The organism is Amycolatopsis acididurans (assembly GCF_012328925.1).
In the GTDB taxonomy this organism is placed as follows: Bacteria; Actinomycetota; Actinomycetes; order Mycobacteriales; family Pseudonocardiaceae; genus Amycolatopsis_E; species Amycolatopsis_E acididurans.
The window spans coordinates 1-22,490 of sequence record NZ_JAAXLS010000077.1 but is presented as its reverse complement, the minus strand read 5'-3'; the positions used below and the strand labels follow the sequence as shown (position 1 = coordinate 22,490).

The following is a 22,490-nucleotide window of genomic DNA, read 5'->3' as shown; positions in this document are numbered from 1 at the left end:
GTGTATAAGAGACAGCGTGAACACCACCGACTCGCGGGTGGAGCTGTCGTTCGACGTGGCCCGGTCACCGTCCATTCCGGACGATCTGCGGCCGAGGCTGCTGGCTCGGCTCGCGAACCGGCTCAACGACGGCGTGCTCACCATCGCGGCGAGCGAGAACCGGGCCCAGCTGGCGAACCGCGAAGCGGCGCGGGCCCGGCTCGTCGCCGCACTGCGCGACGCCGCCGCACCACCGCCGCCCAAACGCAGGCCCACCAAGCCGACCAAGGGCTCGAAGGAACGTCGCCTCGCCGAAAAGAAACGCCGCAGCGACGTAAAACGCACCCGCCGCCCCCACTACGACGACTAACCCACCCCGCGAGTCCAGCCTTCCAAGCCCCCGAGTCGGGCCTTCCGCGCGCCCGAGTCCCGGATTGCCGCAGCGCGAGTCGAGCCTTCCACGCGCCCGAGTCCCGCGTTGCGGGAGCGCGAGTTGGGCGTTCCATGCGCCCGAGTCCCGGATTGCCGCAGCGCGAGTCGAGCCTTCCACGCGCCCGAGTCCCGGGTTGCGGGAGCGCGAGTTGGGCGTTCCGCGCGCCCGAGTTGCGAGTGGTGGCCGCGCGACATGCAACGGAACCTGGGCTTGCACGCACCCCAAGTCCCGACTCGCGCACGCACAACCCTGAACTCGCACCACGCAACCCTCGACTCGCGCACCCGGAAGCCGCGACTCGGGCGGACGGAAACCTCGACTCGCGCACCTGGAAGCCTCGACTCGCACGCACGGCCCTCGACTCGGGCGCACGCAAGCCTCGACTCGGGCGCGGGGAAGCCTCGACTCGGGGGCGGGGAAGGCTGGACTCGCGGGGTGGGGTTATTTGCCGGTGCGTACTGGGTGGCGGACGCCGTTGATTTGGCGTCGGGCCTGTGCCGGGATCGCCACTGGTTCCGGGCGGCGTACCCAGCCGCAGGTGAGCGTGGCGCCTGCCGCGGCGCCGAGTGTGTTGAGCAGCACGTCGTCGGTGGAGGTCACGCGTCCGGCGTGCAGCAGGTACTGGATCAGTTCGATGGCGACGGAGACCGCGAACGCGAAGAACGTGATCCGCGGGATCGACCGGAGCGCGGGCACCCGCAGCGGTACGAGCAGGCCCAGCGGCGCCAGCAGAAGCAGGTTTCCGGCGATCTGCCACAACGAACCGTCGTCGGAGAATTCGGTCAGGATGTCGGAGCCGGGCATCAGGTGCAGTGTGCTGCCCTCGCCCATCGGCATCATCGTGAGCGCGAGGATCTCCAGCGACACCACGACTATGCCGACGTCGAGCCCCGCGGTGGTGGCCGCGGCCCACGCGGGTCTGTCCCGGCTGCGCCACATCGCCAGCATTCGCCACGCGAAGAGGGCGAACGGCAAGGCGATGATCGTCAGCGGTGCGAGAATCCCGAAACTCGTCGTCAGAACAGTCACGCGTACCCCTTCCCCGACCCGCGTCTGAAAATGATCTTTCCAGCGAGTGGGAGAAAAGGCAGGATCAAGCGGGCGCACTTTGCGGTGAATTTCCAAGCACCCGGCGTGGCAATCAGGTGAAGAATTTTCAGGCGTGATAAACGGCCTCGCGCACCTCATCGAGGATGCGCTGCAGGTGCAGGCCACGCCGGACATCGCACGAATGCGCGCGCGTGCCGGTCGCGATCATCGCGGCGAAGTCGTCCAGCAATGCGGTGTACGACTCGGCGGCCCCGCCGCCCGGCTTCCGGTTCAGGGCGCGGTATCCGTGCTGCCCGTAGACCGCGAACTCGGCGACGGTCGGCCGTACCGGCACCCGCATCGAGAGCGAGGCGCTGCTCGTCACGTCGTTCTCGTGCTCGAAGATCACGTGCACGAGATCGTCGGCGGTCCGGTGCGCACCCGCGACCCGCACGATCCGGCCGAGCGCGGCGTCCAGCAGGTCGAACACGTGCGGCCCGACATCGGCGAGCGCCCCGCCGTCGTGCCGCCACGGGGATCCGCTGTAAACGCCGGCGAGCAGCGCACCGGAAAGCCATCGCGCGTTGCCGCCGGTCCAGCCCCCGGCCTCGCCGACCGCGCGCAGCCAGTCGCGGGTTTCGACCGAATACCGCAGGGTCAGCATGACCAGGCTCGCGACCCCGGCCTCGGTGACCGCGTCCGCGAGCCGTTCGGCCGCGACGACGTCGGGCGCGATCGGCTTTTCGAGGATCACGTGCTTGCCGGCTTTCGCCGCCAGGATGGCGAGTTCGGCCTGAGTCGCGGGCGGCACGGCGAACGACACGGCGTCCACCCGGCCGAGCAGTTCGTCGAAGGTGTCCGCCACCGCGGCGTCGTGCGCGTCGGCGAGTTCGCGAGCGGCTTCGGGCCGGCGCGTCCACACCGCGGTCAGCGTGGTGCCGGGGTGATCGGCCAGCCCGGGCGCGTGCACCGACCGGGCCCACGGACCACCGCCGACGAGACCGACCCGCAGCCTCTCGTCCACGTTATTCGTACGAGTAGAAGCCGCGGCCGCTCTTCTTGCCGAGGAGCCCGGCGTCGACCATGCGGAGCAGGAGCGGCGGCGGGGAGTACAGCGGTTCCTTGAACTCGTCGTACATCGACTCGGCGATCGCCTTGATGGTGTCCAGGCCGATCAGGTCGGACAGGCGCAGCGGCCCCATCGGGTGCGCCGTGCCCAGTTCCATGCCGCGGTCGATGTCCTCGGCCGAGGCGAAGCCGGACTCGATCATCCGGATGGCCGAGAGCAGGTACGGCACCAGCAGCGAGTTCACGATGAACCCGGCGCGGTCCTGTGAACGGATCACCGTCTTACCGAGCATGCCTGTGGCGTGCTCGTCGGCGCGCTTGATCGTCTCCTCGCTGGTGAGCAGCGAAGGCACCAGTTCGACCAGCGGCAGCACGGGAACCGGGTTGAAGAAGTGGATGCCGATGACCTGCTTCGGCCGGTTCGTCGCCATGCCGAGCTTCATGATCGGGATGGAGGACGTGTTGGAGGCGAAGATCGCGTCCGCGCGCTCCACGACCTTGTCGAGGGAACGGAAGACCTCGAGCTTGGCCTGCTCCTGTTCGATGACCGCCTCGATCACGAGGTCGCGGTCGGCGAAGGACTCCAGATCCGTGGTGAACGTCAGCCGGTTCAACGCGGCTGCCGCGTCCTCCTCGGTGAGCTTGCCGCTGCGTACACCACGCTGCAGCGACTTCTCGATCCGAGCTTGTCCCGCGTCCAGCGCGGGCTGGCTGACCTCGGTGATCACCACGTCGGCACCCGCTCGCGCGTGCACCTCCGCGATACCCGAACCCATCAGTCCCGCGCCGATCACGCCGACGCGTGAAATGTCAGTCATCGCACTCTCCTTCGAACCCCGAGCACGACGAGGAACGAGGGCGGGTCCCGGTAGCTCACCGGAGCCCACCCTCGTTCTTCGTCAGTCATCAACGACGGTAGTCGTCGTCGTACTCGTCCGCGTACGGATCGTCGTACTTGTCGTCCTCGTCGTGGGAGTTCTGAGCGGATTTACCTGACAGCTCGCGCTGCAAAGCTTCGAAGTCAGTGTCGTGAGTGCTGTATTTGAGCTCTCGCGCCACCTTCGTCTGCTTGGCCTTGGCCCGGCCGCGCCCCATGGCTCGACCCCCTCGCACAGGGACGGGGCGGCCGGGGGAAACGGCGGCCCCGCATGTCTCGACAACTATTTCCTGTCCATACCGTACCTTGTCTCAGGGTCGGAATGCGACGTGGCTTCTACTCTCGTGGCGAGTGTCTCGCCTCCTTCCCGCAGCCGGTGCGCGCAGCGGGTCATCGACGTGCCAGGATTCAACGATGCTGCGACCGTTCGTTGCCTATCTCCGGGTGTACGAACCCTTGTCCGCTTTCGGCGAACCACCCTCTGACCAGCTGTTGAAGGCCATCGAGGCCGCGCAGCTCACGCGCACGACGGTGGGCGAGCGCGAGCAGCGCATGTGGCTTAAATCACAGGCCGCGGCGCCGCCTCGGCTGCTGCCCGCGGAGCTCGGAAACGGCCGCGCCGCACCGAGTACGACCACCGATGTCCTCGTGCTCGATCCGGCGGACGTGCCGGGCGAGACCGGGCCGGGACCGCTCGTCTGCCCGCTGGAGTTGCGGGCGCGTTCGGCGGCCGCACTGGTGAGCTTCCTCGACGACGCGCACCCGGCGCTGCGGGCGGCGGTGCTCGACGCGGGTGGGGTGACGGCGGAGCGAGCCCGCTCCCGCAGCAGCTCCGCGCTCGGCGATCTCGACAAGGCCGCGGTGCACGTGCTGTCGACGACGTGGACGGTGCCGTTGCCGTGGTTCGCGCTCGTCGATCCGGAACAGCGGCGGCTGCACACCGGCACCGGGCCCGGCGACCCCGATCGCGAACTGTCGTGGCGCGTGGCGATGGGAGACGCGCTGACCCGCGCGGCCGAGGCCCGCGAGCTGGCGGAGAGCACCCTCGGCGATTCGGGTCCGACGCGCATCATCGCCGAGACCGAGCGCTGGCTGACGAACTTCGATCCCGGCTCGGCGGTGGAACTGGACTACGGCGGGCTGGTGCAGCTGATCGCGGACCCGCTGCTGGAGTCGGACTCGTCGGCGGAAGACGTGCACAAGATCCTGGAGGCTCTGCGCACCGGGAACGTCGAGGAACTCGCGGAACTGTTCAACAACCTTCGTGAGTACTGGAGCCTGCTCGCCTCACGCGAGCACTTCAACTAGGCCTCGTCGCGGTTGCGTTCCTCGGCGAGCAGGTCGTCCACCGACGCGATGCCCTGCGCGTAGCGGCCGGCGATCTCGGCGTTGAGGACGTCCACCACGGCCTGCACCTCGCGGCGGCGCTGCGAGACCGAGGACTCTTCCTCGGCGTAGCTGTCCAGGGTCTTGGCGAGCTTGTCGTCCGACAGCGAGCCGACATCGGTCAGGTCGGTGTTGCCGACGAGCGCCTCGGCATGCCTGCGGTGATCGCCCGCCCGCGACGGTTCGAGCCCCTGGTACCGGCCCGAACCGCGGGCCGGGCGCAGCGCGTTGTCCGACAGGATCGCGGCGAGCTGGTCGACGATGCTGCTCTGCCCGCCGCTGCTGCGCCGCTCCTGTTCGGCACGCACGATGTCGATGCGGACGTGCAGAAGCCTGCGCAGGTAGGACAGGTCGGTCTCTTCCTGCGCTGCCTCGTCGCGGCGCTCACGGAGCTGCTTGAGCGACAGCTCACCGAGGCCGCGCACATAGCCGGGGTCCAGGACGCGGTCGATGCGGCGGCGTCCGCCCGGCCGGACTTCGATCACGCGGACATCCTGCTCCATGCCACACCCATACGCCAGGCCGGGTTCATCCCTTCAGCCACGCAACCTCGCCGCGGCCTCGCGACCAGGCGCGGCGCCTTCCGCCGGCACCGAATCGGGATCCACGGCGGCCTGCACGACCCGGTCCTCGTCGCCCGCGAGCAGTTCCGCGTCCACCGGCGCCGACCGTTTCAGCAACGCCAAGGCCACCGGGCCCAGCTCGTGATGCTGCGCCACACTGCCGACGCGGCCGACGACCCGCTCGCCGAGCCGCACCGCATCCCCGGTCTCGGGGTAGATCTCGGGCGAGCCGTCCAGATGCAGCAGCACCATGCGCCGCGGCGGCCTGCCCACGTTGAACACCTTCGAGACCGTCTCCTGCCCGCGGTAGCAGCCCTTCGCGACGTGCGCGGCGCTGCCGATCCAGCCGACCTCGTGCGGGATGGACCGGGTGTCGGTGTCCACGCCGAGCCGGGGCCGCAACGACTCGACGCGCAGGGCGTCGAAGGCCCAGCTGCCCGCCGGGCGCGCGCCCGCGTCGGTGATGCGGCGCCACCAGCCGGCCAGGTCGGCGCGCGGGACGAACAGATCGACGCTGGCACGGCCGGGCCACGGCATCCGCCGCGCGAAACCACCGTCGAAGGCGGCCACCGCATAAGCGTCGGCGCCGAGTGCGATGTCCAAAGTGGAGAGGATGCGATCCTGTTCCGGGCCGAGCAGGGTCAGCACGGCGAGTTCGCCGGTGATGTCGGAGATCTCGACCTTCGACCAGAACTTCATCGCCTCGAGGTACTCGCGCAGCGACTGCGGGCCGCCCTTCGGCAGCGCGCTCGTGGCCTGCGCGCCGGGGTCGGAGTCGAGGTAGACGGCCTCGCCGACGTGCGCGAGGACCATGTGCGTGTCGATGTGGCCCTGGCTGTCCAGCACGAGTGCCTCGGTGCCACCGCCTTCGGGCAGGTCGGTCACGTGCTGCGAGATCACCAGATGCAGCCACGACAGCCGTTCCGGTCCCGTCACCTTCAGCACCTCGCGGTGCGACCGGTCGACGACCGCGACGCTTCGCGTGGCGGTGCGCTGCTCGGCGAACGGGTCACCCCAGTGCCATGGCACGCCTTGCTCCGGGTTGCCCTCCGGTGGTGCGACGGAACCGGGCGCTTCCAGTAGCGGGGACTGATAGGCCATACCCCCAATGGTAGGTGAGTACGGTGGGTCCATGCGCGTACTCGCTTTCCTCGACGGCACACTCGCCGATCCGGACGCCGCCCACATTCGCGTGGACGACCTCGGTCTGATGCGCGGCGACGGCGTCTTCGAGACGGTGCTGGTCGCGGACGGCAAGCCTCGCGAACTGCGGCCGCACCTCGACCGGCTCGCACGGTCGGCGTCGATGCTGGACCTGCCGGAGCCGGACGACGAGGCGTGGCAGCGAGTCGTACGGACGGTGATCGACAACTGGACCGGTGGCGGCGAGTTCGCGCTCAAACTGGTCTACACGCGCGGTATCGAGGGCGACCCGGAGGCGCGGCCGACGGCCTACGCGATGGGCCTGCCGATCGGCGAGAAGGTGATCCGCGCCCGGACCGAGGGCGTCGCGGTGGTGACGCTCGACCGGGGGATCGCCCCGGATCTGGCCGAGCGCGCGCCGTGGCTGCTGCTGGGTGCTAAGTCGCTGTCGTACGGCATCAACATGGCCGCGGTGCGCGAAGCCGACCGGCGCGGCGCGAGCGATGTCATCTTCACGGCGACCGACGGTTCGGTGCTGGAGGGGCCGACGTCCAACGTCGTGCTCGCCCGCGGCCGCACGCTGTACACGCCTCCCGCGACGATCGGCATCCTGCCCGGGACCACGCAGGCGGCGGTGTTCCGCGGTGCCGAACACGCCGGGTGGACGACCAAGATCGAACCGCTGCACGCCGACGAGCTCGCCGGTGCGGACGGCCTGTTCCTGGCCTCCAGCGTGCGCAAACTGACCCGTGTGCACACGCTCGACGGCAAGGCGCTGCCGGATTCCAGCGAGATCCACGCGGAGCTGGCGGCGGCCTACGAAAGCGTCTACGCCTGAGGCCTGAAGCGCACCGTGGTGCCGGGGCGCGCCTGCGCGAGTGCGGGTAGCGCGCCGGGCGCCACGACGGCGATGACCGGGTAACCGCCGGTGGTCGGGTGGTCGGCGAGGAACACCACCGGCAACCCGTTCGGCGGCACCTGGATCGCGCCGGTCAGCAGTCCCTCACTGGGAAGTTCGTCGTTCTTCGTGCGGCGCAACGGTTCCCCGTCCAGCCGCAGGCCGACCCGATTCGAATCGGGCGTGACGGTCCAGGTCCGGGCCAGCTGGGCCGCGGGCTCGGCGAACCAGTCGTCGCGCGGCCCGAGCCAGACCGGCACCACGAGTTCACCGGCCTGGGACGGCGCCGCCAGTTCGTCTTCACCGGCGGGGATGCCGTGGCGTTCGCCGAGCCTCAGCACATCGCCGGGTGCCAGCGGCGGCGGTCCGATCTCGGACAGCACGTCGCGGGACCGGCTGCCCAGCTCCGGCTCGACGTCGATGCCGCCGGAGACGGCCAGGTAGCAGCGCAGGCCGGTGTCCGGGGTGCCGATGGCCAGCGTCTGGCCCGGTGCGAGGTAGATCGGGGCGTGTGAACCGAGCTCGCGTTCGTCACGGCTGACGGGTACGACGGGGCCGGTCACCGCGACGGTGCAGGAACACCGTGCGCGAACCGACAGGCCGCCGAGCAGGGCCTCGATCCCGGCCGCATGCTCGGGATTGCCGGTGAGCCGGTTCGCCAGCCGGAGCGCCGGCGCGTCGAGCGCCCCCGACGGCGGTACGCCCAGGTGCGCGAATCCCGGCCGGCCGAGGTCCTGCACGAGTGCCGCCGGTCCGGTCGCCAGCACGTCGAGCGCCCTCATCCCCGGCTCCGGAAGCGCACACGGTCGCCGGGTGCGAGCAGCGCGGGCCGCTCCGCCCGGGGGTCGAACAGGACGGTTTCGGTGTGGCCGAGCAGGCGCCACCCACCGGGCGAGGAACGCGGGTAGACGCCGGTGAACTCGCCCGCGATACCGACCGAACCTGCCGGCACCCTCGTTCGTGGACTGTCCAACCTGGACTGTTGAAGCACGTCCGGCAGCCCGGTCAGATAGGCGAACCCAGGCGCGAAACCGGTGAAAGCGACGGTGTATTCGGCACCGGTGTGCAGCTGGACCACCTCGGCGGTGGTGATGCCCGCCGTCTCGGCGACCAGCGCGAGGTCCTCGCCGTCGTAGGAGACCTCCAGCACGATCTCGCGGGGCTCGGTGCCGGGCGGGTTGGCGAGATCGGCGGACTCGAGCACCCGGCGCACGTCGCCTAGCGCGTCCGTGCGCGGCCGCGCGACCACGAGCACGCTGCGCGCCCCGGGAACGACCTCGAGCAGATCGGGAAGCCCGGCGACCGCGGCACGTACGGCACTCATCTGACTCAGCGAGTCGCACTCGATGAGCGCGGCCTCAGGGCCGTAAGGCAGCCAGCGCACTCAACCCACAACGCGGCGCAGGTACGCGGAGACGTGGGGTTGCAGAGGCTGGCCGACCATGGCGCGCTCCTCGACGTAGCCGAGGTCGCCGTTGTTGACCAGGCCGTACAGCCGCTGTGCGCCGGTGACCTCCTTGGCCGTCGCGGTGCGGAGGACCGCGTCGGTGCCCAGCTCCCACGAGGTCTGGCCGCGGGGTTTTCCGTAGAAGATCTCGACGATGCCGCTGGAGTGCGTGAGCAGCAGCTCGATCGTGTCGTCGGGCTGCGGCCGCCACCAGCCGACTTCGCGGGCGGCGGGCCGGATGACGTTGCCCTCGTCGTCGAGCAGCCACGACCGCGCCTCGTGGTAGAGGAAGGGGCGGCCGTCGTGCGCGATGGTGAGCTGCTGGGCGAACTTGACCGGGCCGTCGATGGTGGGGTAGTTGACCTCACCTTCGCCGCGCCACACGCCGACGAGCGGCAGCAGCGCCAGGCATGCGTCGCTGAGGTTCGGCCCCTCGCGCAGATTCGCGGTGTCCGCCGGAATGGGCAGATCGTCGAACTGCGGGAGGTTGCGGTCCCGCGTGCTCGCCGCGCGCTCCTCCGCGGCCTGGATGGCTTCGTCGCCGGTACTCATGAGGCCTTATCGCTGGTCGGCGTACAGACGGTAGATGACGTAGACGGCGAACCACAGGATGGCGATACCGGCGATCACCAGCAACGTCGTAAACAGGATTTCCACGCCAGTGAGGATAGCTCCCGGCACTGCGCGGCCACTCATCGTGGTGGCGAGCGCCACGACGGGAAAAGCACGGGGCCGCCATCGCGGCGATGGCGGCCCCGTGCGTGGAACTTCGTCAGGCGACGGCGATGGTGAGCTGGTGCAGGCCGGGGCCCGCCGCGTTCACCGAAGCCTCGCCGTTGCCGGTGCGGTGCAGGGCACGCACGGTCCACGCGCCGGGAGCGGCGTAGAACCGGAAGTCGCCCTCGGGGGAGGCCTGCACCTCGCCCGCGAAATCGCCGTCACCGTTGAGCAGGCGCACGTACGCGCCGCCGACCGGGCCGTCGGAGCCCGTCACCTTGCCGGCGACGACGACCTGGCCCTGCGTGTCCACATCAGCCGGCGTCGCCGTCTGCACCGGCGCGCCGCAACCGTCAGCACTCATGTTCACTTCGCTCCCGTCTCGATCGGCACGCCGACCAGCGAGCCGTATTCCGTCCACGAACCGTCGTAGTTCTTGACGTCGGAAAGGCCGATCAGCTCGTGCAGCGCGAACCAGGTGTGGCTGGAGCGCTCGCCGATGCGGCAGTAGGCGATGGTCGCCTTGCTGGTGTCCAGGCCGGCCTCGTTGTAGAGCTCCTTGAGCTCGTCGGCCGACTTGAAGGTGCCGTCCTCGTTCGCGGTCTTGGCCCACGGCACGTTCAGCGCTGTCGGGATGTGACCGGCCCGCTGCGCGGACTCCTGCGGCAGGTGCGCCGGGGCCAGCAGCTTGCCCGAGAACTCGTCAGGCGAGCGGACGTCGACCAGGTTCTTGGTGCCGATCGCGTCGACGACCTCGTCGCGGAAGGCGCGGATCTTGGTGTCCGGCTCCTTGGCGACGTAGTTGGTGGGCTCGCGCTTGACCTCGTCGGAGTTCAGCTCGCGGCCGTCGAGCTCCCACTTCTTACGCCCACCGTCGAGCAGCTGGACCTTGTCGTGGCCGTAAAGCTTGAAGTACCAGTACGCGTAAGCCGCGAACCAGTTGTTGTTACCGCCGTAGAGGACCACCAGGTCATCATTGGAGATGCCCTTCTGGGACAGCAGCGCCTCGAAACCGGCCTTGTCCACGAAGTCGCGGCGCACCGGGTCCTGGAGCTCGGTCTTCCAGTCGATCCTCACGGCGCCGCGGATGTGACCGCCGTCGTAGGCACTGGTGTCCTCGTCCACCTCGGCGAAGACCACGCCAGGGGTGTCCAGGTTCTCCTCGGCCCACTGCGTCGTGACCAGGACGTCTTCACGGCTCATTTGAGCTGCACTCTCTTTCTTTCTTCTACTGGGTGGACTGTCAGGACGCTTGGCTGGCGCTCGGGACGAAGCGCCGGAACAACAGGTACATCTCGCAGCCGAGACAGAAGTTGAACGCCGCGTTGAGGAACGCAGCGAACAACGCGAACGCGGTCGCCACGACACCGAGCGCGGTGACCCCGCTCGCGTAACCGATCGTGCCCACCAGTGCGAACACGAAACCGACGGTCTGCGCGAAGCGCAGCGGCGCGGCCTCCTCACGCTCGCTGGTCGGCCCCAGCCTCGGCGCCACGAGGTAGCGGTAGAGCACGGAATAGGGCGCGGGCTTGAGCCCGACGAAAGCGCCGATGGCGAACACGATCGTTTGCAGTGCGAGCAGCGGCCACCAGCCGGTGACGAGCACTACCACGAGCACGACGGTTGTCACGACCGCCGCGAACCGCGGGCCACGCGGGTCGACTGCTGGTCCTGCTGACATGGAACCTCCTGGGCATACGCGCGCAGGTACGCGCGAAGGAAGGAAAAATCGGGCGGAAAACGAGCGAAGAAACTCGTTACGCCAGACAGAGGCTGCTACGCACGCGGCAAAGATCGACCGCGCGACGTTGCGTCAGCAGAGTGAGGGGCAGCCTGTCCACGCCGACCAATGTACCTAGCGGTCCCTGTCCGTGGGAACCTCGTTCACCAGGTGGACTCCGGAAAGGTGCTTGTCAAGGGCTTCCAGCACGGCAGGGCCCTTGGGAACGCCGTCGATCCGGAGCAGTTCCGTCCCATCAGGCGAGAAAGCGATCGTGGTCGGGGTGCGCAGCACGCGCAGTTCCTGCGCGACCTCGGGCTGGTTCGTGACGTCCAACTCGACGTGGCGCAGTCCCTCGGTGCGCTCGGCCAGTGGCTCCAGCACCGCACGGGCGTGCCGGCACGGCGCGCAGAACGTGGTGGAGATCTGCACCAGGGTCACCGGCGCCGCGGCGTCGAGCACGTCGGCGACCGGGCCGGGCAGCGTGTGTCGCGGCGCCGTCGTCACCTCGCGGATCCGGCCGTTTCGCGCACGCATGACCGCACCCGCCACGAGACCGGCGACGAGCACACCGAGCACGACCCAGATGCCGACCATCGATCATCCTCCCGACGTGGCGCCGCTGAAGTTCACGTTCTCGGCCTCGCCCTTGATCGTCACCGAACCCGGGTTCACCTGGACCGCCGTCGGGGTCACCTTGAACGGCAGGTTCCCGGTGTCGATCGTGGCCTTGAAGTTGGGCAACAGCGCCTTCTGTACCGCTTGGGGAACGACGGTGGTCTCCTTGTCATTCCCGTACTGCAGCCGGGTCGGCACGATGTCGATCGCCGTGCCGTGCAGCTCGATGAGCGCGAAGCAGAAGATTTCCAGCTTCTGACCAGCGATCTGCACGTTGCCGGACAGCCGCACACCCGCCTTGGACTTGTCCTGCTGCTGGGCGTTCTGTGTGGTCGTCGTCGCATCCGAGCCGGTCGCCTCGTCCTGACCGGTCTGCACGTAGGAGATGCTCGACGGGTCGATGCGCAGGTCCTCGATCTTGGTGAGCGGGTCGACCTTGTTGATGTCGCTGGCCTTGATCGTGACCTGTGCGTCGAGCTTGCCGACGTCGATCGCCTTGGTGTTGCCCTTGAGCAGGTCCGACAGCGGGGCTTGCACGTTGTAGAGCTCGGCGCTGACGCCCACGTCCTTCAGGTCCTTGATGGGAACTCCGGACGCGGACAGCGAGATGTGACCGTAGTCACCACCAATCGCCTGGGTGGTGAATGGAAAACCGTGAATGGTTACAGACGGATCGTCGGCGAGGCTGAGCTGTTGACGCGCCTTCTGCGACACCGTGTGCTCGGCGAACGCGGCGAGCCCGAAATCGGCCGCGACCAGCACCGCGACGAGAACGGCCAGGCTCACGATGATGCGCCGGGTACGCCTTCCGCGGCGCTTGTCGGCGGCGTCCGGGCCGGGGCGATCCTGGGTCACAGGCCTGCTCACTCTTCGTATCCGATCTGTCAGGAAGTTCGATACGCGGTCGTAATTTTGGACGTACGATAGGCGCCCCCAGTGTGACGCCGCTGTGACGAGCACGGCAGAGCAGGGGTATATGCCGCGTTCACCGGCTATTCTCTTAAAACATTGCCCCTGGGCTACGACTCGAAGAGAAGGCGGTGTGGCAATGAGCTTGGACCTGCTCGTACTCACTCCCGAGGCGGAGGCCACCGCAGTCCTGCCGGCCCTCGATCTGCTGCCGCACACGGTACGCGTGCGCGCGCCCGAAGTCACCGCGCTGCTGGACGCCGGCCACCGCGACGTCATCCTGCTCGACGCCCGGACCGATCTCGCGTCCGCTAAGAGCCTGTGCCGGCTGCTCAAGGGCACCGGCGAGGACGAGGCCAGCACCCCGATCATCGCCGTCGTCGGCGAGGGCGGACTGGTGGCCGTGAGCGCGGAATGGCGCACCGACGACATCCTGCTGCCCACCGCGGGCCCCGCCGAGGTGGACGCACGGCTGCGGCTGGCCACCACGCGCGACGGTGGAGCGACCCAGGTCGACGCCGAGCTGCGGGTCGGCGAGCTGGTCATCGACGAGGCGACCTACACCGCGCGCCTTCGCCGCCGCACCCTCGAGCTCACCTACAAGGAGTTCGAGCTGCTCAAGTACCTCGCCCAGCATGCGGGCCGGGTGTTCACCCGCGCCCAGCTGCTGCAGGAGGTCTGGGGCTACGACTTCTTCGGTGGCACCCGCACGGTCGACGTGCACGTCCGGCGGCTGCGCGCGAAGCTCGGCCCCGAGCACGAGCAGATGATCGGCACCGTGCGCAACGTCGGCTACAAGTTCGAGCGGCCCGCCAAGAGCGGGGCGAAGACGATGCCGCCGGTGTCCTTCGACACCCTTGCCGAGCTGCCGAGCGAGCTGCCGACCACGTAGTTTCGAACCCGTGCTGACTTCGGTATGGGTTGACGAGCTGGACGAGGCCCGCACGCGCGAGATCCGCGAGCTGCTGCTCGCCGCGCGGGCGGCCGACGGACGTCCGGAGATCACCGATGAAGGGCCGTTGCCGTTCGGCGACGGCCTTCATCTGTTGGGCCGCGCGGGGGACGCGCTGGTCGGCTACGCGCATCTGGACACCACGGGCGATTCGTTCGGCCGCCAGGTCGCGGAACTGATCGTGCATCCCGCGTACCGGCGCCGGGGTTACGGCGCCGAACTCGCCCACACGCTGGTCGGCAAGGCGGATCACAACGTGCGCGTGTGGGCGCACGGCGACCGGCCCGCCGCGGCCAGGATCGCCGAGCACGAGGGTTTCCACCGGGACCGTGAGCTGCTCGTCATGCACACCCCGGTCCGCGAGGACTGGGCCGAGCCCCGGCTTCCCGAGGGCGTCACGCTGCGAACGTTCGTACCCGGCTCGGACGAGCGGGCGTTCATCGACGTCAATTCGCGTGCCTTCGACTGGCATCCCGAGCAGGGCAGCATGACCGTCGACGAACTGCTCGCCACGGAACGGGACGACTGGTTCGACCCCGACGGCTTCTTCCTCACCGAGCGCGACGGCCGCGTGATCGGCTTCCACTGGACGAAGGTGCATCCGGCCGCCCCCGGTGAGTTCGGTGGGAAACCGGTCGGGGAGGTCTATGTGGTGGGTGTCGACCCGGCCGCGCAGGGCGGGGGACTCGGCAAGGCGCTGACCCTGGCCGGCCTTCGCTATCTGCGGGAACGCGGCCTGGAGCAGGTCATCCTGTACGTCGAAGGTGACAATGCGCCAGCGATCGCCGTGTACTCGCGGCTCGGCTTCACCCGATACAACGTAGACGTGCAATACGCACAGTGACTGCCCATTCGGGTCGTTAACCGAGCACGTTTGGACGGTCACGGATCGCAAACTCGCAGGTCACGACGAGGACACGACACTCGTTACGGTGAAGTATCCCACCCCGAAACAGGCCCCTTGTTCACTTTTCGTTCACCTCTATACGGCCGCGTGTCCACCCTGTCTGCCTAGTGTCCGATTCGACAAGGCTGAGACAGCTGGAGGACATGAAAGTGAAGATCATGCGGCCGATGGGCGCAGTCGGCATCGTGGCTAGCGCCGCTCTCGTGCTTGCTGCCTGCGGCAGCGACCCGGCCTCGCAGAAATCGGGCCAGGCGACCTCGGGCGCGGCCACCGCGGCGACCGGCTCCGCCAAGGTCGACTGTGGCGGCAAGACCCCGCTCACCGGCGAGGGCTCGACGGCGCAGAAGACCGCCATGGACGTCTTCGCGCTGGAGTACTCCAAGCAGTGCTCCGGCCAGCAGGTCACCTACAACGCCACGGGTTCCGGCTCCGGTGTGAAGCAGTTCAACGCCAAGCAGGTCGACTTCGGTGGTTCGGACTCGCCGCTGTCGGGCACCGACGCGGACGCCGCCAAGACCCGCTGCGCGGGCGCCCCGGCGTGGAACCTGCCGATGGTCGTCGGCCCGATCGCGATCGCCTACAAGCTGGGCGGCGTCTCCTCGCTGACCCTGAACGGCGAGACCGCGGCGAAGATCTTCAACGGCCAGATCAAGACCTGGAACGACCCGGCGATCGCCGCCCTCAACCCGGGCGTGAACCTGCCGGCCAAGCCGATCCAGGTGTTCTCCCGTTCCGACGAGTCGGGCACCACCGACAACTTCCAGCACTACCTGGCCGCCTCCTCGAAGGGCGCCTGGACCCAGGGCACCGGCAAGGCCTTCAAGGGCGGCGTCGGCAACGGTGCGCAGGGCTCGAACGGTGTCGCCTCGGGCATCCGCGCGGCGGACGGCGCGATCGGCTACATCGAGTCCTCCTACGTCAAGGACGGCCTGACCGCCGCCAAGCTGGACAGCGGTTCCGGCGGTGTCGAGCTGACCCCGCAGAACGTGGGCAAGGCGCTGGACGCGGCCGCCTTCAAGTCGCCCGGCACCAACGACCTGGCGATGGACCTGGACAAGATCTACGCCTCCAACACCCCGGGTGCCTACCCGCTGCTGCTGGCGACCTACGAGCTGGTCTGCTCGAAGGGTTACGACGCCGACACCCTCAAGGCGGTCAAGGCGTTCCTGACGGTTTCGGCCACCACCGCGCAGCAGCCGATCGCGGACAAGGGCTTCGTCCCGCTGCCGCAGAGCCTGCAGGACAAGGTGCTCACCTCGATCAACGCGATGTCGTCCTGAGGTTCTCGACCATGAACACGGGTTGGACTAGAAGTACCTCATGAGCGAGCCAACCTCGACGCGGACGCCCACCGGTGACCCCGGTGGGCGTCCGTCGTCGTCTATATCCCCCCGGAGGCCACGATTTCGGCGCAATCAGTGACCGCGAAGCGAACCAAGGTGCGGCCGGGTGACCGCATCTTCAAGAACCTGACCACCGGCGCCGGCATCGTCGTCGTCGCGCTGATCGCGCTGATCGGGATCTTCCTGATCGTGCAGGCGATCCCCGCGCTTCGTGCCGACCACGTCAGCTTCCTGACCTCGCGCGTGTGGGTCACCAACGATCCGACCAACCTGAGCTTCGGCATCCTCGACCTGTTCCTGGTCACGGTCTACACGTCACTCGTGGCGCTGGTGATCGCCATGCCGATCTCGCTGGGCATCGCCCTGTTCCTCACCCAGTACGCGCCGAGGCAGCTGGCCCGGCCGTTCGCCTACGTCGTCGACCTGCTCGCGGCGGTGCCCTCGATCATCTTCGGTCTCTGGGGAATCCTCGTGCTCGCGCCGGATCTGGCACCCGTCTCCGGGTGGCTCAACAAGACGCTGGGCTTCATTCCGATCTTCGGCACCGGCAACATCTTCCCGAACTTCTCCGGCACGATCTTCACCGCCGGCGTGGTGCTCGCGGTGATGCTGCTGCCGATCATCACGTCGCTGTCCCGCGAGGTCTTCGAGCGCACCCCGACCGCGCAGGTCGAGGGCGCGCTCGCGCTCGGCGCGACCAGGTGGGAGGTCATCCGGACCACCGTGCTGCCGTTCGGCAAGGGCGGCTACATCGGCGCCTCGATGCTCGGTCTCGGGCGCGCGCTCGGCGAAACCATCGCGCTGGCGGTCATCCTGTACATCCCGCGCGGGGGCCACTTCGGCTGGAGCATCTTCGACGGCGGCGCGACCTTCGCCTCGCAGATCGCCGCGAACTACGCGGAGTTCAACAACCCGACCTCGGCCGGCGCGTACATCGCCGCCGGTCTGGTCCTGTTCGTGCTCACGTTCGCGGTGAACTTCGCGGCCCGCGCGATCATCGGCGAGCGGAAGGGGGCGTAAGGCATGACGACCGACACCCTGTCCGAAACCGAGCGCCCGGCGGCATCACCGGCGTTCCAGCAGGTCAGTCTCCGCCGCAAGGTCAAGAACAACGTGGCCACCGTGCTGGTGTGGCTGTCGTTCCTGATCGCCGTGGTGCCGCTGGTGTGGGTGCTCTACACCGTGATCGCCAACGGCATCAAGCGCATCCCCTACTCGAACTGGTGGTCCCAGGACTTCAGCCTGGTGCTGTCCGACGAGGTCGGCGGTGGCGTGCTGCACGCCATCGTGGGCACGCTCGAACAGGGTCTGATGTGCGCGGTCATCGCCGTGCCGCTGGGTCTCGGCGTGGCGATCTACCTGGTGGAGTACGGCCGCAACACCCGGCTGAGCAAGGTCACCACGTTCATGGTCGACATCCTCTCCGGTGTGCCCTCGATCGTGGCGGCGCTGTTCATCTACGCGCTCTGGATCACCACGCTCGGCCTGCCGCGCAGCGGTTTCGCCGTGTCGCTGGCGCTGGTGCTGCTGATGATCCCGGTCGTGGTCCGCTCGGCGGAGGAGATGCTGCGGATCGTGCCGGACGACCTGCGCGAGGCGTCCTATGCGCTGGGTGTGCCGAAGTGGAAGACGATCATGAAGGTCGTGCTGCCCACGGCGCTGTCGGGCATCATCTCCGGCATCATGATGGCGCTGGCCCGCGTGATGGGCGAGACCGCGCCGCTGCTGGTGCTGGTCGGCTACTCCCAGTACACGAACTGGGATCTGTTCAACAACGGCCAGGCGGCGCTGCCGCTGCTGATGAACAATGAACGGGCCACCAACTCCATGGAGCCCGGCAGCGTCGGTTTCGACCGGATCTGGGGCGCGGCGCTGACCCTCGTCCTCATCATCGCCCTGATCAACCTGATCGCCACGGTGGTCTCCCGCGTGGTCGCCCCGAAGAAGAAGTGAGCCATGGCTAAGCGAATCGACGTCAAGGATCTGGACATCTACTACGGCAAGTTCCACGCTGTCGACAGCGTGACCTTGTCGGTGCCGCCGCGCAACGTCACCGCGTTCATCGGCCCCTCCGGATGCGGCAAGTCCACCGTGCTGCGCACCCTGAACCGGATGCACGAGGTCATCCCCGGCGCGCGGGTGGACGGCGAAGTGCTGCTGGACGGCGAGAACATCTACGGGTCCAATGTGGACCCGGTGCAGGTGCGGCGGACCATCGGCATGGTGTTCCAGCGGCCCAACCCGTTTCCCACGATGTCCATCCGCGACAACGTGGTGGCCGGGCTGAAGCTGGCGGGCGGCGGCAGCAAGCGGGAGCTCGACGACATCGCCGAGCGCGCGCTGCGGGGCGCGAACCTGTGGAACGAGGTCAAGGACCGGCTCGGCAAGCCCGGCGGTGGCCTCTCCGGTGGTCAGCAGCAGCGGCTGTGCATCGCGCGGGCGATCGCGGTGCGGCCGGACGTGCTGCTGATGGACGAGCCGTGCTCGGCGCTGGACCCGATCTCGACCCTGGCCATCGAGGACCTGATCGGTGAGCTGAAGAAGGACTACACGATCGTCATCGTGACCCACAACATGCAGCAGGCGGCGCGGGTCTCGGACCAGACGGCGTTCTTCAACCTCGCCGGAGTCGGCCAGCCCGGCCGCCTCGTCGAACTCAACGACACGGAGAAGATCTTCTCCAACCCCGACGAGAAGGCCACCGAGGACTACATCTCCGGCCGCTTCGGCTGAGGCGGAAAATACATCGGTTTTGTCGGCGGCTCCCGCTACCGTCGTGGACGTGGTTTCGGTTCACGTAGACGAGCTCGGGGGGCGCCTACCACGGCCACGGGCCATCGCGGCGGCGGGACGCGCACTCGGTGCGATCCCGCCGCCGCTTCAGGTTCTGGTCGGTATCGTCAGCGTCCAGGTCGGCGCCTCGCTGGCCAAGCAGCTGTTCACGGTCGCGGGTGCGGCGGGCACGGTCACGCTCCGGCTGTTCTTCGCGGCGCTGGTGTTGCTGCTGATCTGGCGCCCGGCGTTGCGCCTCGGCCGCCAGGGCTGGCCGGTGGTGATCGCCTACGGGGCCGTGCTCGGCCTGATGAACCTGTTCTTCTACCAGGCGCTGGCCCGGATTCCGCAGGGGCTGGCGGTGACCATCGAGTTCCTCGGCCCGCTCGTGGTCGCGCTCGCCGGGTCCCGCAAACTGCTCGACGGGTTGTGGGCGCTGCTGGCCGCGGGCGGTGTGGTGCTGCTGACCGAGAGCCGCGGCGACCTTTCGCTGGTGGGCATGCTGTTCGCGCTGTGTGCCGGTGCCTGCTGGGGCGGCTACATCCTGCTGGGTGCCGCGCTGGGCAGCCGCACCTCGGAAGGCAACGGGCTCGCGCTCGGCATGGCCGTCGCCGCGATGATCGCGATGCCCGTCGGAATCGTGGAGACCGGCACCGGCCTGCTCTCGCCGTGGATCCTGCTCGTCGGGCTCGCTGTCGCGTTGCTGTCCTCGGTCATCCCGTACTCGCTGGAGCTGGAGGCGCTGCGCAAGATCCCGCCGCGGGTGTTCGGCATCCTGATGAGCCTCGAACCGGCGGTGGCCGCACTGGCCGGACTGCTGGTGCTCGGCGAGCAGCTGCGCCCGTTGCAGTGGCTGGCGTTGTGCTGCGTCGTGGCGGCTTCGATCGGAGCCACCCGCTCGGCTCCACGGGACGTCTGACCAGGTCAGTAGTCTGGTAGCCGTGACCGTTCTCGACGATGTCGATCACCCGCACCTGCTGCGTGAGCTCCGCAGTGAGCTCATGATCTACAAGTTCGCGGTGGACGAGCTGATGACGAAGCTGAAGATCCTTTCCGAGGAGTTCGACTTCGCGCACCAGCACGATCCGATCGAGCACATCATCAGCCGCGTGAAGCGGCCGGAGGCGATCGTGCGGAAGCTGCGCCGCAAGGGGCACGAACCGACGATCGAGGCGGTGCGCGAGCACATCGACGACGTCGCGGGCATCCGCGTGGTGTGCCCGTTCGTGCCCGACGTGTACATGGTCGCGGGAATGCTGGGGCGCCAGGACGACGTCGAGATCGTCAAGACCAAGGACTACATCGACGACCCGAAGCCCAACGGCTATCGCAGCCTGCACCTGATCGTGCGCATCCCGGTGTTCCTGTCCGACCGGGTGGAGCGGGTCAAGGTCGAGATCCAGATGCGCACGATCGCGATGGACTTCTGGGCCGCCGTCGAGCACAAGCTGTTCTACAAGTACGAAGGGGAAGCCCCGACCGGCTTTCGCGAAGAGCTACGCGCGGCGGCCATCACCGCGGCCGACCTCGACCGCAGGATGACCGCCCTGCACGAGCGGACTCAGATGTCGTCGTCGGAGCCGTAACCGGGCATCCGGCCGGTGACGACGAAGACCATGCGCTTCGCGACCGAGACGGCGTGGTCGGCGTAGCGCTCGTAGAAGCGGCCGAGCAGCGTGACGTCCACCGCCGCGGGCACACCGAATTCCCAGTCCTTCGCCATGATCACGCTGAACAGGTGGCGGTGGATCTCGTCGATCCGGTCGTCGTCGGCCTCCAGCGAGCGGGCCGCCTCGACGTCCCGGGACTTGATGACCTCCTGGACCCGCAGCGCCAGCCGCACGACCGCCTCGCCCATCTCGGAGAACAGCGGCCGGACCGGGTCCGGCAGAGCGCTGTCGGGGTGCCGGCGGCGGGCGGCCTTGGCGACGTGCAGCGCCAGGTCGCCCATCCGCTCCAGGCTTTCCGCGGCGTGGATCACCGCGAGCACGGTACGCAGGTCGGTGGCGACGGGGGCCTGCAGCGCGAGCAGTGCGTAGGCCTGCTCCTCACACTCGGCGCGCGCGTCGTCGATTTTCGCGTCGGCACCGATCACCTGCTCGGCCAGCGAAAGATCCGCGTTGAGCAAGGCCTTGGTGGCCAGCTCCATGGCGTTGGCGACCTGGACGGACATGTCCGCCAGATTGTCGGCCAGCTGTTCGAGTTCGACGTGGTAAGCCTCGCGCATGGCCACACTTTACGGCCTGGGACAGGCTATCCCGGCATCGCGGAGTGAATCGGAAGTGAACCCCGCCTTACGAATGTTCACTGGTCGGTCTTGGCGGGCGTGCCGGCGGCCTGGGCGCTCGTGTTGGTCGGCGCAGGGGTGGTGCCCGGTAACGGAGCGTTGTCGATGAGGGCCTGGAACAGCTCCTTGGCCTTGGTGTCCATGAGCACCTCGTTGCCACGTGAGTTGGCCTCGCCGGTGGTCGGGACGGTCATGAAGCTGACCTTGCTGGCGTCCAGTCCCTTCATCGACTGGGCCAGCGTCAGCAGCTGGTCGACACCGATGTTGTCGCCGAACGTGGCCTTGGCGAACGCGTTGACGAAGTCGGTGAGCTGGCCGGGGTTGGTCAGCACGCCGTGCGACATGACCTTGGTCAGCAGCGCGCCGATGAACTCCTGCTGCCGTTTGATGCGGCCGTAGTCCGAGGTCGGGTCACCGATGACGTGCCGGGCGCGGACGAAGCTCAGCGCCTGGTCGCCGGAAATCGGCACCGGGCCGGTCTGCGAGACCACCATGCCGAGCACGGTGTCCTTGATCGGTTTGTCGACGTTGACGGTGACCCCGCCGACGGCGTCGACCATGTCCTTGAAGCCGCCGAAGTCGATGCCGACGAAATGGTTGATCTTCAGGCCGGTGAGCTGCTGGACCCATTTGGTGAGGCAGCGGGGACCGCCGACGGCATAAGCGGTGTTGAGCTTGACCTTCGTCGCGGCGTCCACGACCTGGTCGGAGTAGGTGTTCGCAGTCGCGTCGAAACGCTGGCACGCGGGGCGCGAGATCTCCAGGTCACGCGGGAAGGAGATGACCACGGCGCGCTTCCGGTCGGCGGGCACGTGGGCGAGCATCACGGTGTCCGAGCGGGCGCCCTCGACCTCGCTGGCGGTGCCCACGTTCTCCTCGGCCGTCGCGCCCGCGCGGGTGTCGGAGCCTGCGATGAGGAAGTTCTCGTCTCCGGTCTGTCCGGGCGCGATGTCGGCGGAGTTCTCGTCCAGCGCGGCGATCTGGTTGAACTTGCTGTTGAACCAGGTCTTGGTGCCCCAGGCGGCGCCGGTGCCGAGGAAGACGAGCACGGCGATCACGATCACCGAGATCCGCCCGGCGAGCACCGAACGTTCGACCTTGCGTTGTTTCTTCTCCTGCAACCGGGTCTGGGGTTTACCCACCGCGCGGGTCGGCTCGTCCGGACCGGCGGATTTCATGGGGGCGACGACGCGCTGCAGTTTGGTGCGCGTCTGCTCCAGCAGCTGCTGGGGCCGCGCGGCGAGCCGTTCGAGCCGGGCCTTGCGCTTGGCCTCCTCGGCCGCCAGCTCGTCGTGCGCGGCGGAGAAGCGGGCGAGCGTGTGGTCGATCTTGCGGCGGACCTTGGTGCTGTCGTCGATCGGCTCCAGCTCGTCCGTCATGGTCATCCGCTCTTCCGGAGTGACCGTACGGGGCCGGGGCGGGCGCGGGGGGCGCACCGGGCC

27 protein-coding genes are annotated in these 22,490 nt (G+C 68.5%); 11 read left to right on the top strand and 16 right to left on the bottom strand.

What is annotated here, in order from left to right:
* Positions 1-349, top strand: a 349-nt coding sequence (gene arfB / locus HFP15_RS40255) for an alternative ribosome rescue aminoacyl-tRNA hydrolase ArfB (RefSeq protein ID WP_168523540.1), incomplete at its 5' end; no start/stop codon positions are given.
* Positions 350-853: 504 nt separating this feature from the next.
* Here the strand turns inward: arfB and HFP15_RS40250 are convergent.
* The 4 genes from HFP15_RS40250 to HFP15_RS40235 all read right to left on the bottom strand — a co-directional run bounded on the left by HFP15_RS40250 (position 854) and on the right by HFP15_RS40235 (position 3,604).
* The gene (locus HFP15_RS40250; protein WP_168523538.1) at positions 854-1,441 is read right to left on the bottom strand and encodes a VanZ family protein; all 588 of its coding nucleotides are present in this window, start codon (positions 1,439-1,441) and stop codon (positions 854-856) included.
* Between the two features lie 127 nt (positions 1,442-1,568).
* A complete protein-coding gene (locus HFP15_RS40245; RefSeq protein WP_168523536.1) occupies positions 1,569-2,465 on the bottom strand; it encodes a Gfo/Idh/MocA family protein in 897 nt (298 codons plus the stop codon).
* Position 2,466: 1 nt separating this feature from the next.
* Positions 2,467-3,327: a 3-hydroxybutyryl-CoA dehydrogenase gene (locus tag HFP15_RS40240; protein ID WP_168523534.1), complete on the bottom strand. Its 861-nt coding sequence runs from the start codon at positions 3,325-3,327 to the stop codon at positions 2,467-2,469.
* A gap of 88 nt (positions 3,328-3,415) precedes the next feature.
* Positions 3,416-3,604: a DUF3073 domain-containing protein gene (locus HFP15_RS40235; protein ID WP_168523532.1), complete on the bottom strand. Its 189-nt coding sequence runs from the start codon at positions 3,602-3,604 to the stop codon at positions 3,416-3,418.
* A gap of 196 nt (positions 3,605-3,800) precedes the next feature.
* On the opposite strand from HFP15_RS40235, the gene HFP15_RS40230 reads away from it, so the two are divergent.
* Entirely contained in the window at positions 3,801-4,694 is an 894-nt protein-coding gene (locus HFP15_RS40230) for a DUF8083 family protein (RefSeq protein ID WP_168523530.1), read from the top strand.
* Here the strand turns inward: HFP15_RS40230 and HFP15_RS40225 are convergent.
* Entirely contained in the window at positions 4,691-5,257 is a 567-nt protein-coding gene (locus tag HFP15_RS40225) for an RsiG family protein (protein WP_168523550.1), read from the bottom strand. The genes HFP15_RS40230 and HFP15_RS40225 overlap by 4 nt on opposite strands.
* A gap of 51 nt (positions 5,258-5,308) precedes the next feature.
* The gene (gene ygfZ / locus HFP15_RS40220) at positions 5,309-6,436 is read right to left on the bottom strand and encodes a CAF17-like 4Fe-4S cluster assembly/insertion protein YgfZ (protein WP_168523528.1); all 1,128 of its coding nucleotides are present in this window, start codon (positions 6,434-6,436) and stop codon (positions 5,309-5,311) included.
* 31 nt (positions 6,437-6,467) lie between these two features.
* Between ygfZ and HFP15_RS40215 the strand changes: the two genes are divergently transcribed.
* On the top strand, positions 6,468-7,316 hold the full coding sequence (locus tag HFP15_RS40215; RefSeq protein WP_168523526.1) for an aminodeoxychorismate lyase: 849 nt from the start codon (positions 6,468-6,470) through the stop codon (positions 7,314-7,316).
* Here the strand turns inward: HFP15_RS40215 and HFP15_RS40210 are convergent.
* The 8 genes from HFP15_RS40210 to HFP15_RS40175 all read right to left on the bottom strand — a co-directional run bounded on the left by HFP15_RS40210 (position 7,307) and on the right by HFP15_RS40175 (position 12,733).
* Positions 7,307-8,158 (bottom strand): 5-oxoprolinase subunit C family protein, encoded by an 852-nt coding sequence (locus HFP15_RS40210; protein WP_168523524.1) that lies wholly within the window; start codon positions 8,156-8,158, stop codon positions 7,307-7,309. The two genes, HFP15_RS40215 and HFP15_RS40210, sit on opposite strands and share 10 nt — an antisense overlap.
* On the bottom strand, positions 8,155-8,760 hold the full coding sequence (gene pxpB, locus HFP15_RS40205; RefSeq protein ID WP_168523522.1) for a 5-oxoprolinase subunit PxpB: 606 nt from the start codon (positions 8,758-8,760) through the stop codon (positions 8,155-8,157). Before pxpB ends, HFP15_RS40210 begins: the two co-directional genes overlap by 4 nt.
* On the bottom strand, positions 8,761-9,375 hold the full coding sequence (locus HFP15_RS40200; RefSeq protein WP_168523520.1) for a heme-binding beta-barrel domain-containing protein: 615 nt from the start codon (positions 9,373-9,375) through the stop codon (positions 8,761-8,763).
* A gap of 220 nt (positions 9,376-9,595) precedes the next feature.
* The gene (locus HFP15_RS40195) at positions 9,596-9,904 is read right to left on the bottom strand and encodes a DUF1416 domain-containing protein (protein ID WP_168523518.1); all 309 of its coding nucleotides are present in this window, start codon (positions 9,902-9,904) and stop codon (positions 9,596-9,598) included.
* A 2-nt stretch (positions 9,905-9,906) separates the two neighbouring features.
* The gene (locus HFP15_RS40190; RefSeq protein ID WP_168523516.1) at positions 9,907-10,743 is read right to left on the bottom strand and encodes a sulfurtransferase; all 837 of its coding nucleotides are present in this window, start codon (positions 10,741-10,743) and stop codon (positions 9,907-9,909) included.
* Between the two features lie 40 nt (positions 10,744-10,783).
* Positions 10,784-11,221 carry a DUF4395 domain-containing protein gene (locus tag HFP15_RS40185; RefSeq protein ID WP_168523514.1) on the bottom strand — a complete coding sequence of 146 codons (438 nt, stop codon included), beginning with the start codon at positions 11,219-11,221 and terminating at the stop codon, positions 10,784-10,786.
* Positions 11,222-11,395: 174 nt separating this feature from the next.
* A complete protein-coding gene (locus HFP15_RS40180) occupies positions 11,396-11,857 on the bottom strand; it encodes a thioredoxin family protein (RefSeq protein WP_168523512.1) in 462 nt (153 codons plus the stop codon).
* Positions 11,858-11,860: 3 nt separating this feature from the next.
* Positions 11,861-12,733: an LmeA family phospholipid-binding protein gene (locus HFP15_RS40175; RefSeq protein WP_312871987.1), complete on the bottom strand. Its 873-nt coding sequence runs from the start codon at positions 12,731-12,733 to the stop codon at positions 11,861-11,863.
* A 193-nt stretch (positions 12,734-12,926) separates the two neighbouring features.
* On the opposite strand from HFP15_RS40175, the gene HFP15_RS40170 reads away from it, so the two are divergent.
* From HFP15_RS40170 to HFP15_RS40135, 8 genes are all read left to right on the top strand, one after another.
* Positions 12,927-13,679, top strand: coding sequence for a winged helix-turn-helix transcriptional regulator (locus tag HFP15_RS40170; protein WP_168523508.1), 753 nt, complete (start codon positions 12,927-12,929; stop codon positions 13,677-13,679).
* A 10-nt stretch (positions 13,680-13,689) separates the two neighbouring features.
* Positions 13,690-14,583: a mycothiol synthase gene (gene mshD / locus HFP15_RS40165; protein WP_168523506.1), complete on the top strand. Its 894-nt coding sequence runs from the start codon at positions 13,690-13,692 to the stop codon at positions 14,581-14,583.
* 212 nt (positions 14,584-14,795) lie between these two features.
* Positions 14,796-15,926 carry a phosphate ABC transporter substrate-binding protein PstS gene (gene pstS / locus HFP15_RS40160; protein WP_168523548.1) on the top strand — a complete coding sequence of 377 codons (1,131 nt, stop codon included), beginning with the start codon at positions 14,796-14,798 and terminating at the stop codon, positions 15,924-15,926.
* 159 nt (positions 15,927-16,085) lie between these two features.
* On the top strand, positions 16,086-17,009 hold the full coding sequence (pstC, locus tag HFP15_RS40155) for a phosphate ABC transporter permease subunit PstC (protein WP_168523546.1): 924 nt from the start codon (positions 16,086-16,088) through the stop codon (positions 17,007-17,009).
* A gap of 3 nt (positions 17,010-17,012) precedes the next feature.
* Entirely contained in the window at positions 17,013-17,942 is a 930-nt protein-coding gene (gene pstA, locus HFP15_RS40150; protein ID WP_168523504.1) for a phosphate ABC transporter permease PstA, read from the top strand.
* Positions 17,943-17,945: 3 nt separating this feature from the next.
* On the top strand, positions 17,946-18,722 hold the full coding sequence (pstB, locus tag HFP15_RS40145) for a phosphate ABC transporter ATP-binding protein PstB (protein WP_168523502.1): 777 nt from the start codon (positions 17,946-17,948) through the stop codon (positions 18,720-18,722).
* A gap of 49 nt (positions 18,723-18,771) precedes the next feature.
* Positions 18,772-19,680, top strand: a complete 909-nt coding sequence (locus tag HFP15_RS40140) for an EamA family transporter (RefSeq protein ID WP_168523501.1) — start codon at positions 18,772-18,774, stop codon at positions 19,678-19,680.
* A gap of 22 nt (positions 19,681-19,702) precedes the next feature.
* Positions 19,703-20,347 (top strand): GTP pyrophosphokinase, encoded by a 645-nt coding sequence (locus HFP15_RS40135; RefSeq protein WP_312871986.1) that lies wholly within the window; start codon positions 19,703-19,705, stop codon positions 20,345-20,347.
* On the opposite strand, the gene phoU is transcribed toward HFP15_RS40135, so the two are convergent.
* Together phoU and HFP15_RS40125 are read right to left on the bottom strand one after the other, a co-directional pair.
* Positions 20,323-20,988 carry a phosphate signaling complex protein PhoU gene (phoU, locus tag HFP15_RS40130; RefSeq protein WP_168523499.1) on the bottom strand — a complete coding sequence of 222 codons (666 nt, stop codon included), beginning with the start codon at positions 20,986-20,988 and terminating at the stop codon, positions 20,323-20,325. The two genes, HFP15_RS40135 and phoU, sit on opposite strands and share 25 nt — an antisense overlap.
* A gap of 77 nt (positions 20,989-21,065) precedes the next feature.
* On the bottom strand, positions 21,066-22,490 hold a 1,425-nt coding region (locus tag HFP15_RS40125), incomplete at its 5' end, for an LCP family protein (RefSeq protein ID WP_376768933.1).

What these genes read in the sequence shown, in the direction of transcription:
- HFP15_RS40240 (WP_168523534.1), bottom strand. Translation starts at nt 3,327, where the DNA reads ATGACTGACATTTCACGCGTCGGCGTGATCGGCGCGGGACTGATGGGT.
- HFP15_RS40235 (WP_168523532.1), bottom strand. Translation starts at nt 3,604, where the DNA reads ATGGGGCGCGGCCGGGCCAAGGCCAAGCAGACGAAGGTGGCGCGAGAG.
- HFP15_RS40230 (WP_168523530.1), top strand. Translation starts at nt 3,801, where the DNA reads ATGCTGCGACCGTTCGTTGCCTATCTCCGGGTGTACGAACCCTTGTCC.
- ygfZ (WP_168523528.1), bottom strand. Translation starts at nt 6,436, where the DNA reads ATGGCCTATCAGTCCCCGCTACTGGAAGCGCCCGGTTCCGTCGCACCA.
- HFP15_RS40215 (WP_168523526.1), top strand. Translation starts at nt 6,468, where the DNA reads ATGCGCGTACTCGCTTTCCTCGACGGCACACTCGCCGATCCGGACGCC.
- HFP15_RS40210 (WP_168523524.1), bottom strand. Translation starts at nt 8,158, where the DNA reads ATGAGGGCGCTCGACGTGCTGGCGACCGGACCGGCGGCACTCGTGCAG.
- HFP15_RS40200 (WP_168523520.1), bottom strand. Translation starts at nt 9,375, where the DNA reads ATGAGTACCGGCGACGAAGCCATCCAGGCCGCGGAGGAGCGCGCGGCG.
- HFP15_RS40195 (WP_168523518.1), bottom strand. Translation starts at nt 9,904, where the DNA reads ATGAGTGCTGACGGTTGCGGCGCGCCGGTGCAGACGGCGACGCCGGCT.
- HFP15_RS40190 (WP_168523516.1), bottom strand. Translation starts at nt 10,743, where the DNA reads ATGAGCCGTGAAGACGTCCTGGTCACGACGCAGTGGGCCGAGGAGAAC.
- HFP15_RS40185 (WP_168523514.1), bottom strand. Translation starts at nt 11,221, where the DNA reads ATGTCAGCAGGACCAGCAGTCGACCCGCGTGGCCCGCGGTTCGCGGCG.
- HFP15_RS40180 (WP_168523512.1), bottom strand. Translation starts at nt 11,857, where the DNA reads ATGGTCGGCATCTGGGTCGTGCTCGGTGTGCTCGTCGCCGGTCTCGTG.
- HFP15_RS40170 (WP_168523508.1), top strand. Translation starts at nt 12,927, where the DNA reads ATGAGCTTGGACCTGCTCGTACTCACTCCCGAGGCGGAGGCCACCGCA.
- pstA (WP_168523504.1), top strand. Translation starts at nt 17,013, where the DNA reads ATGACGACCGACACCCTGTCCGAAACCGAGCGCCCGGCGGCATCACCG.
- pstB (WP_168523502.1), top strand. Translation starts at nt 17,946, where the DNA reads ATGGCTAAGCGAATCGACGTCAAGGATCTGGACATCTACTACGGCAAG.
- phoU (WP_168523499.1), bottom strand. Translation starts at nt 20,988, where the DNA reads ATGCGCGAGGCTTACCACGTCGAACTCGAACAGCTGGCCGACAATCTG.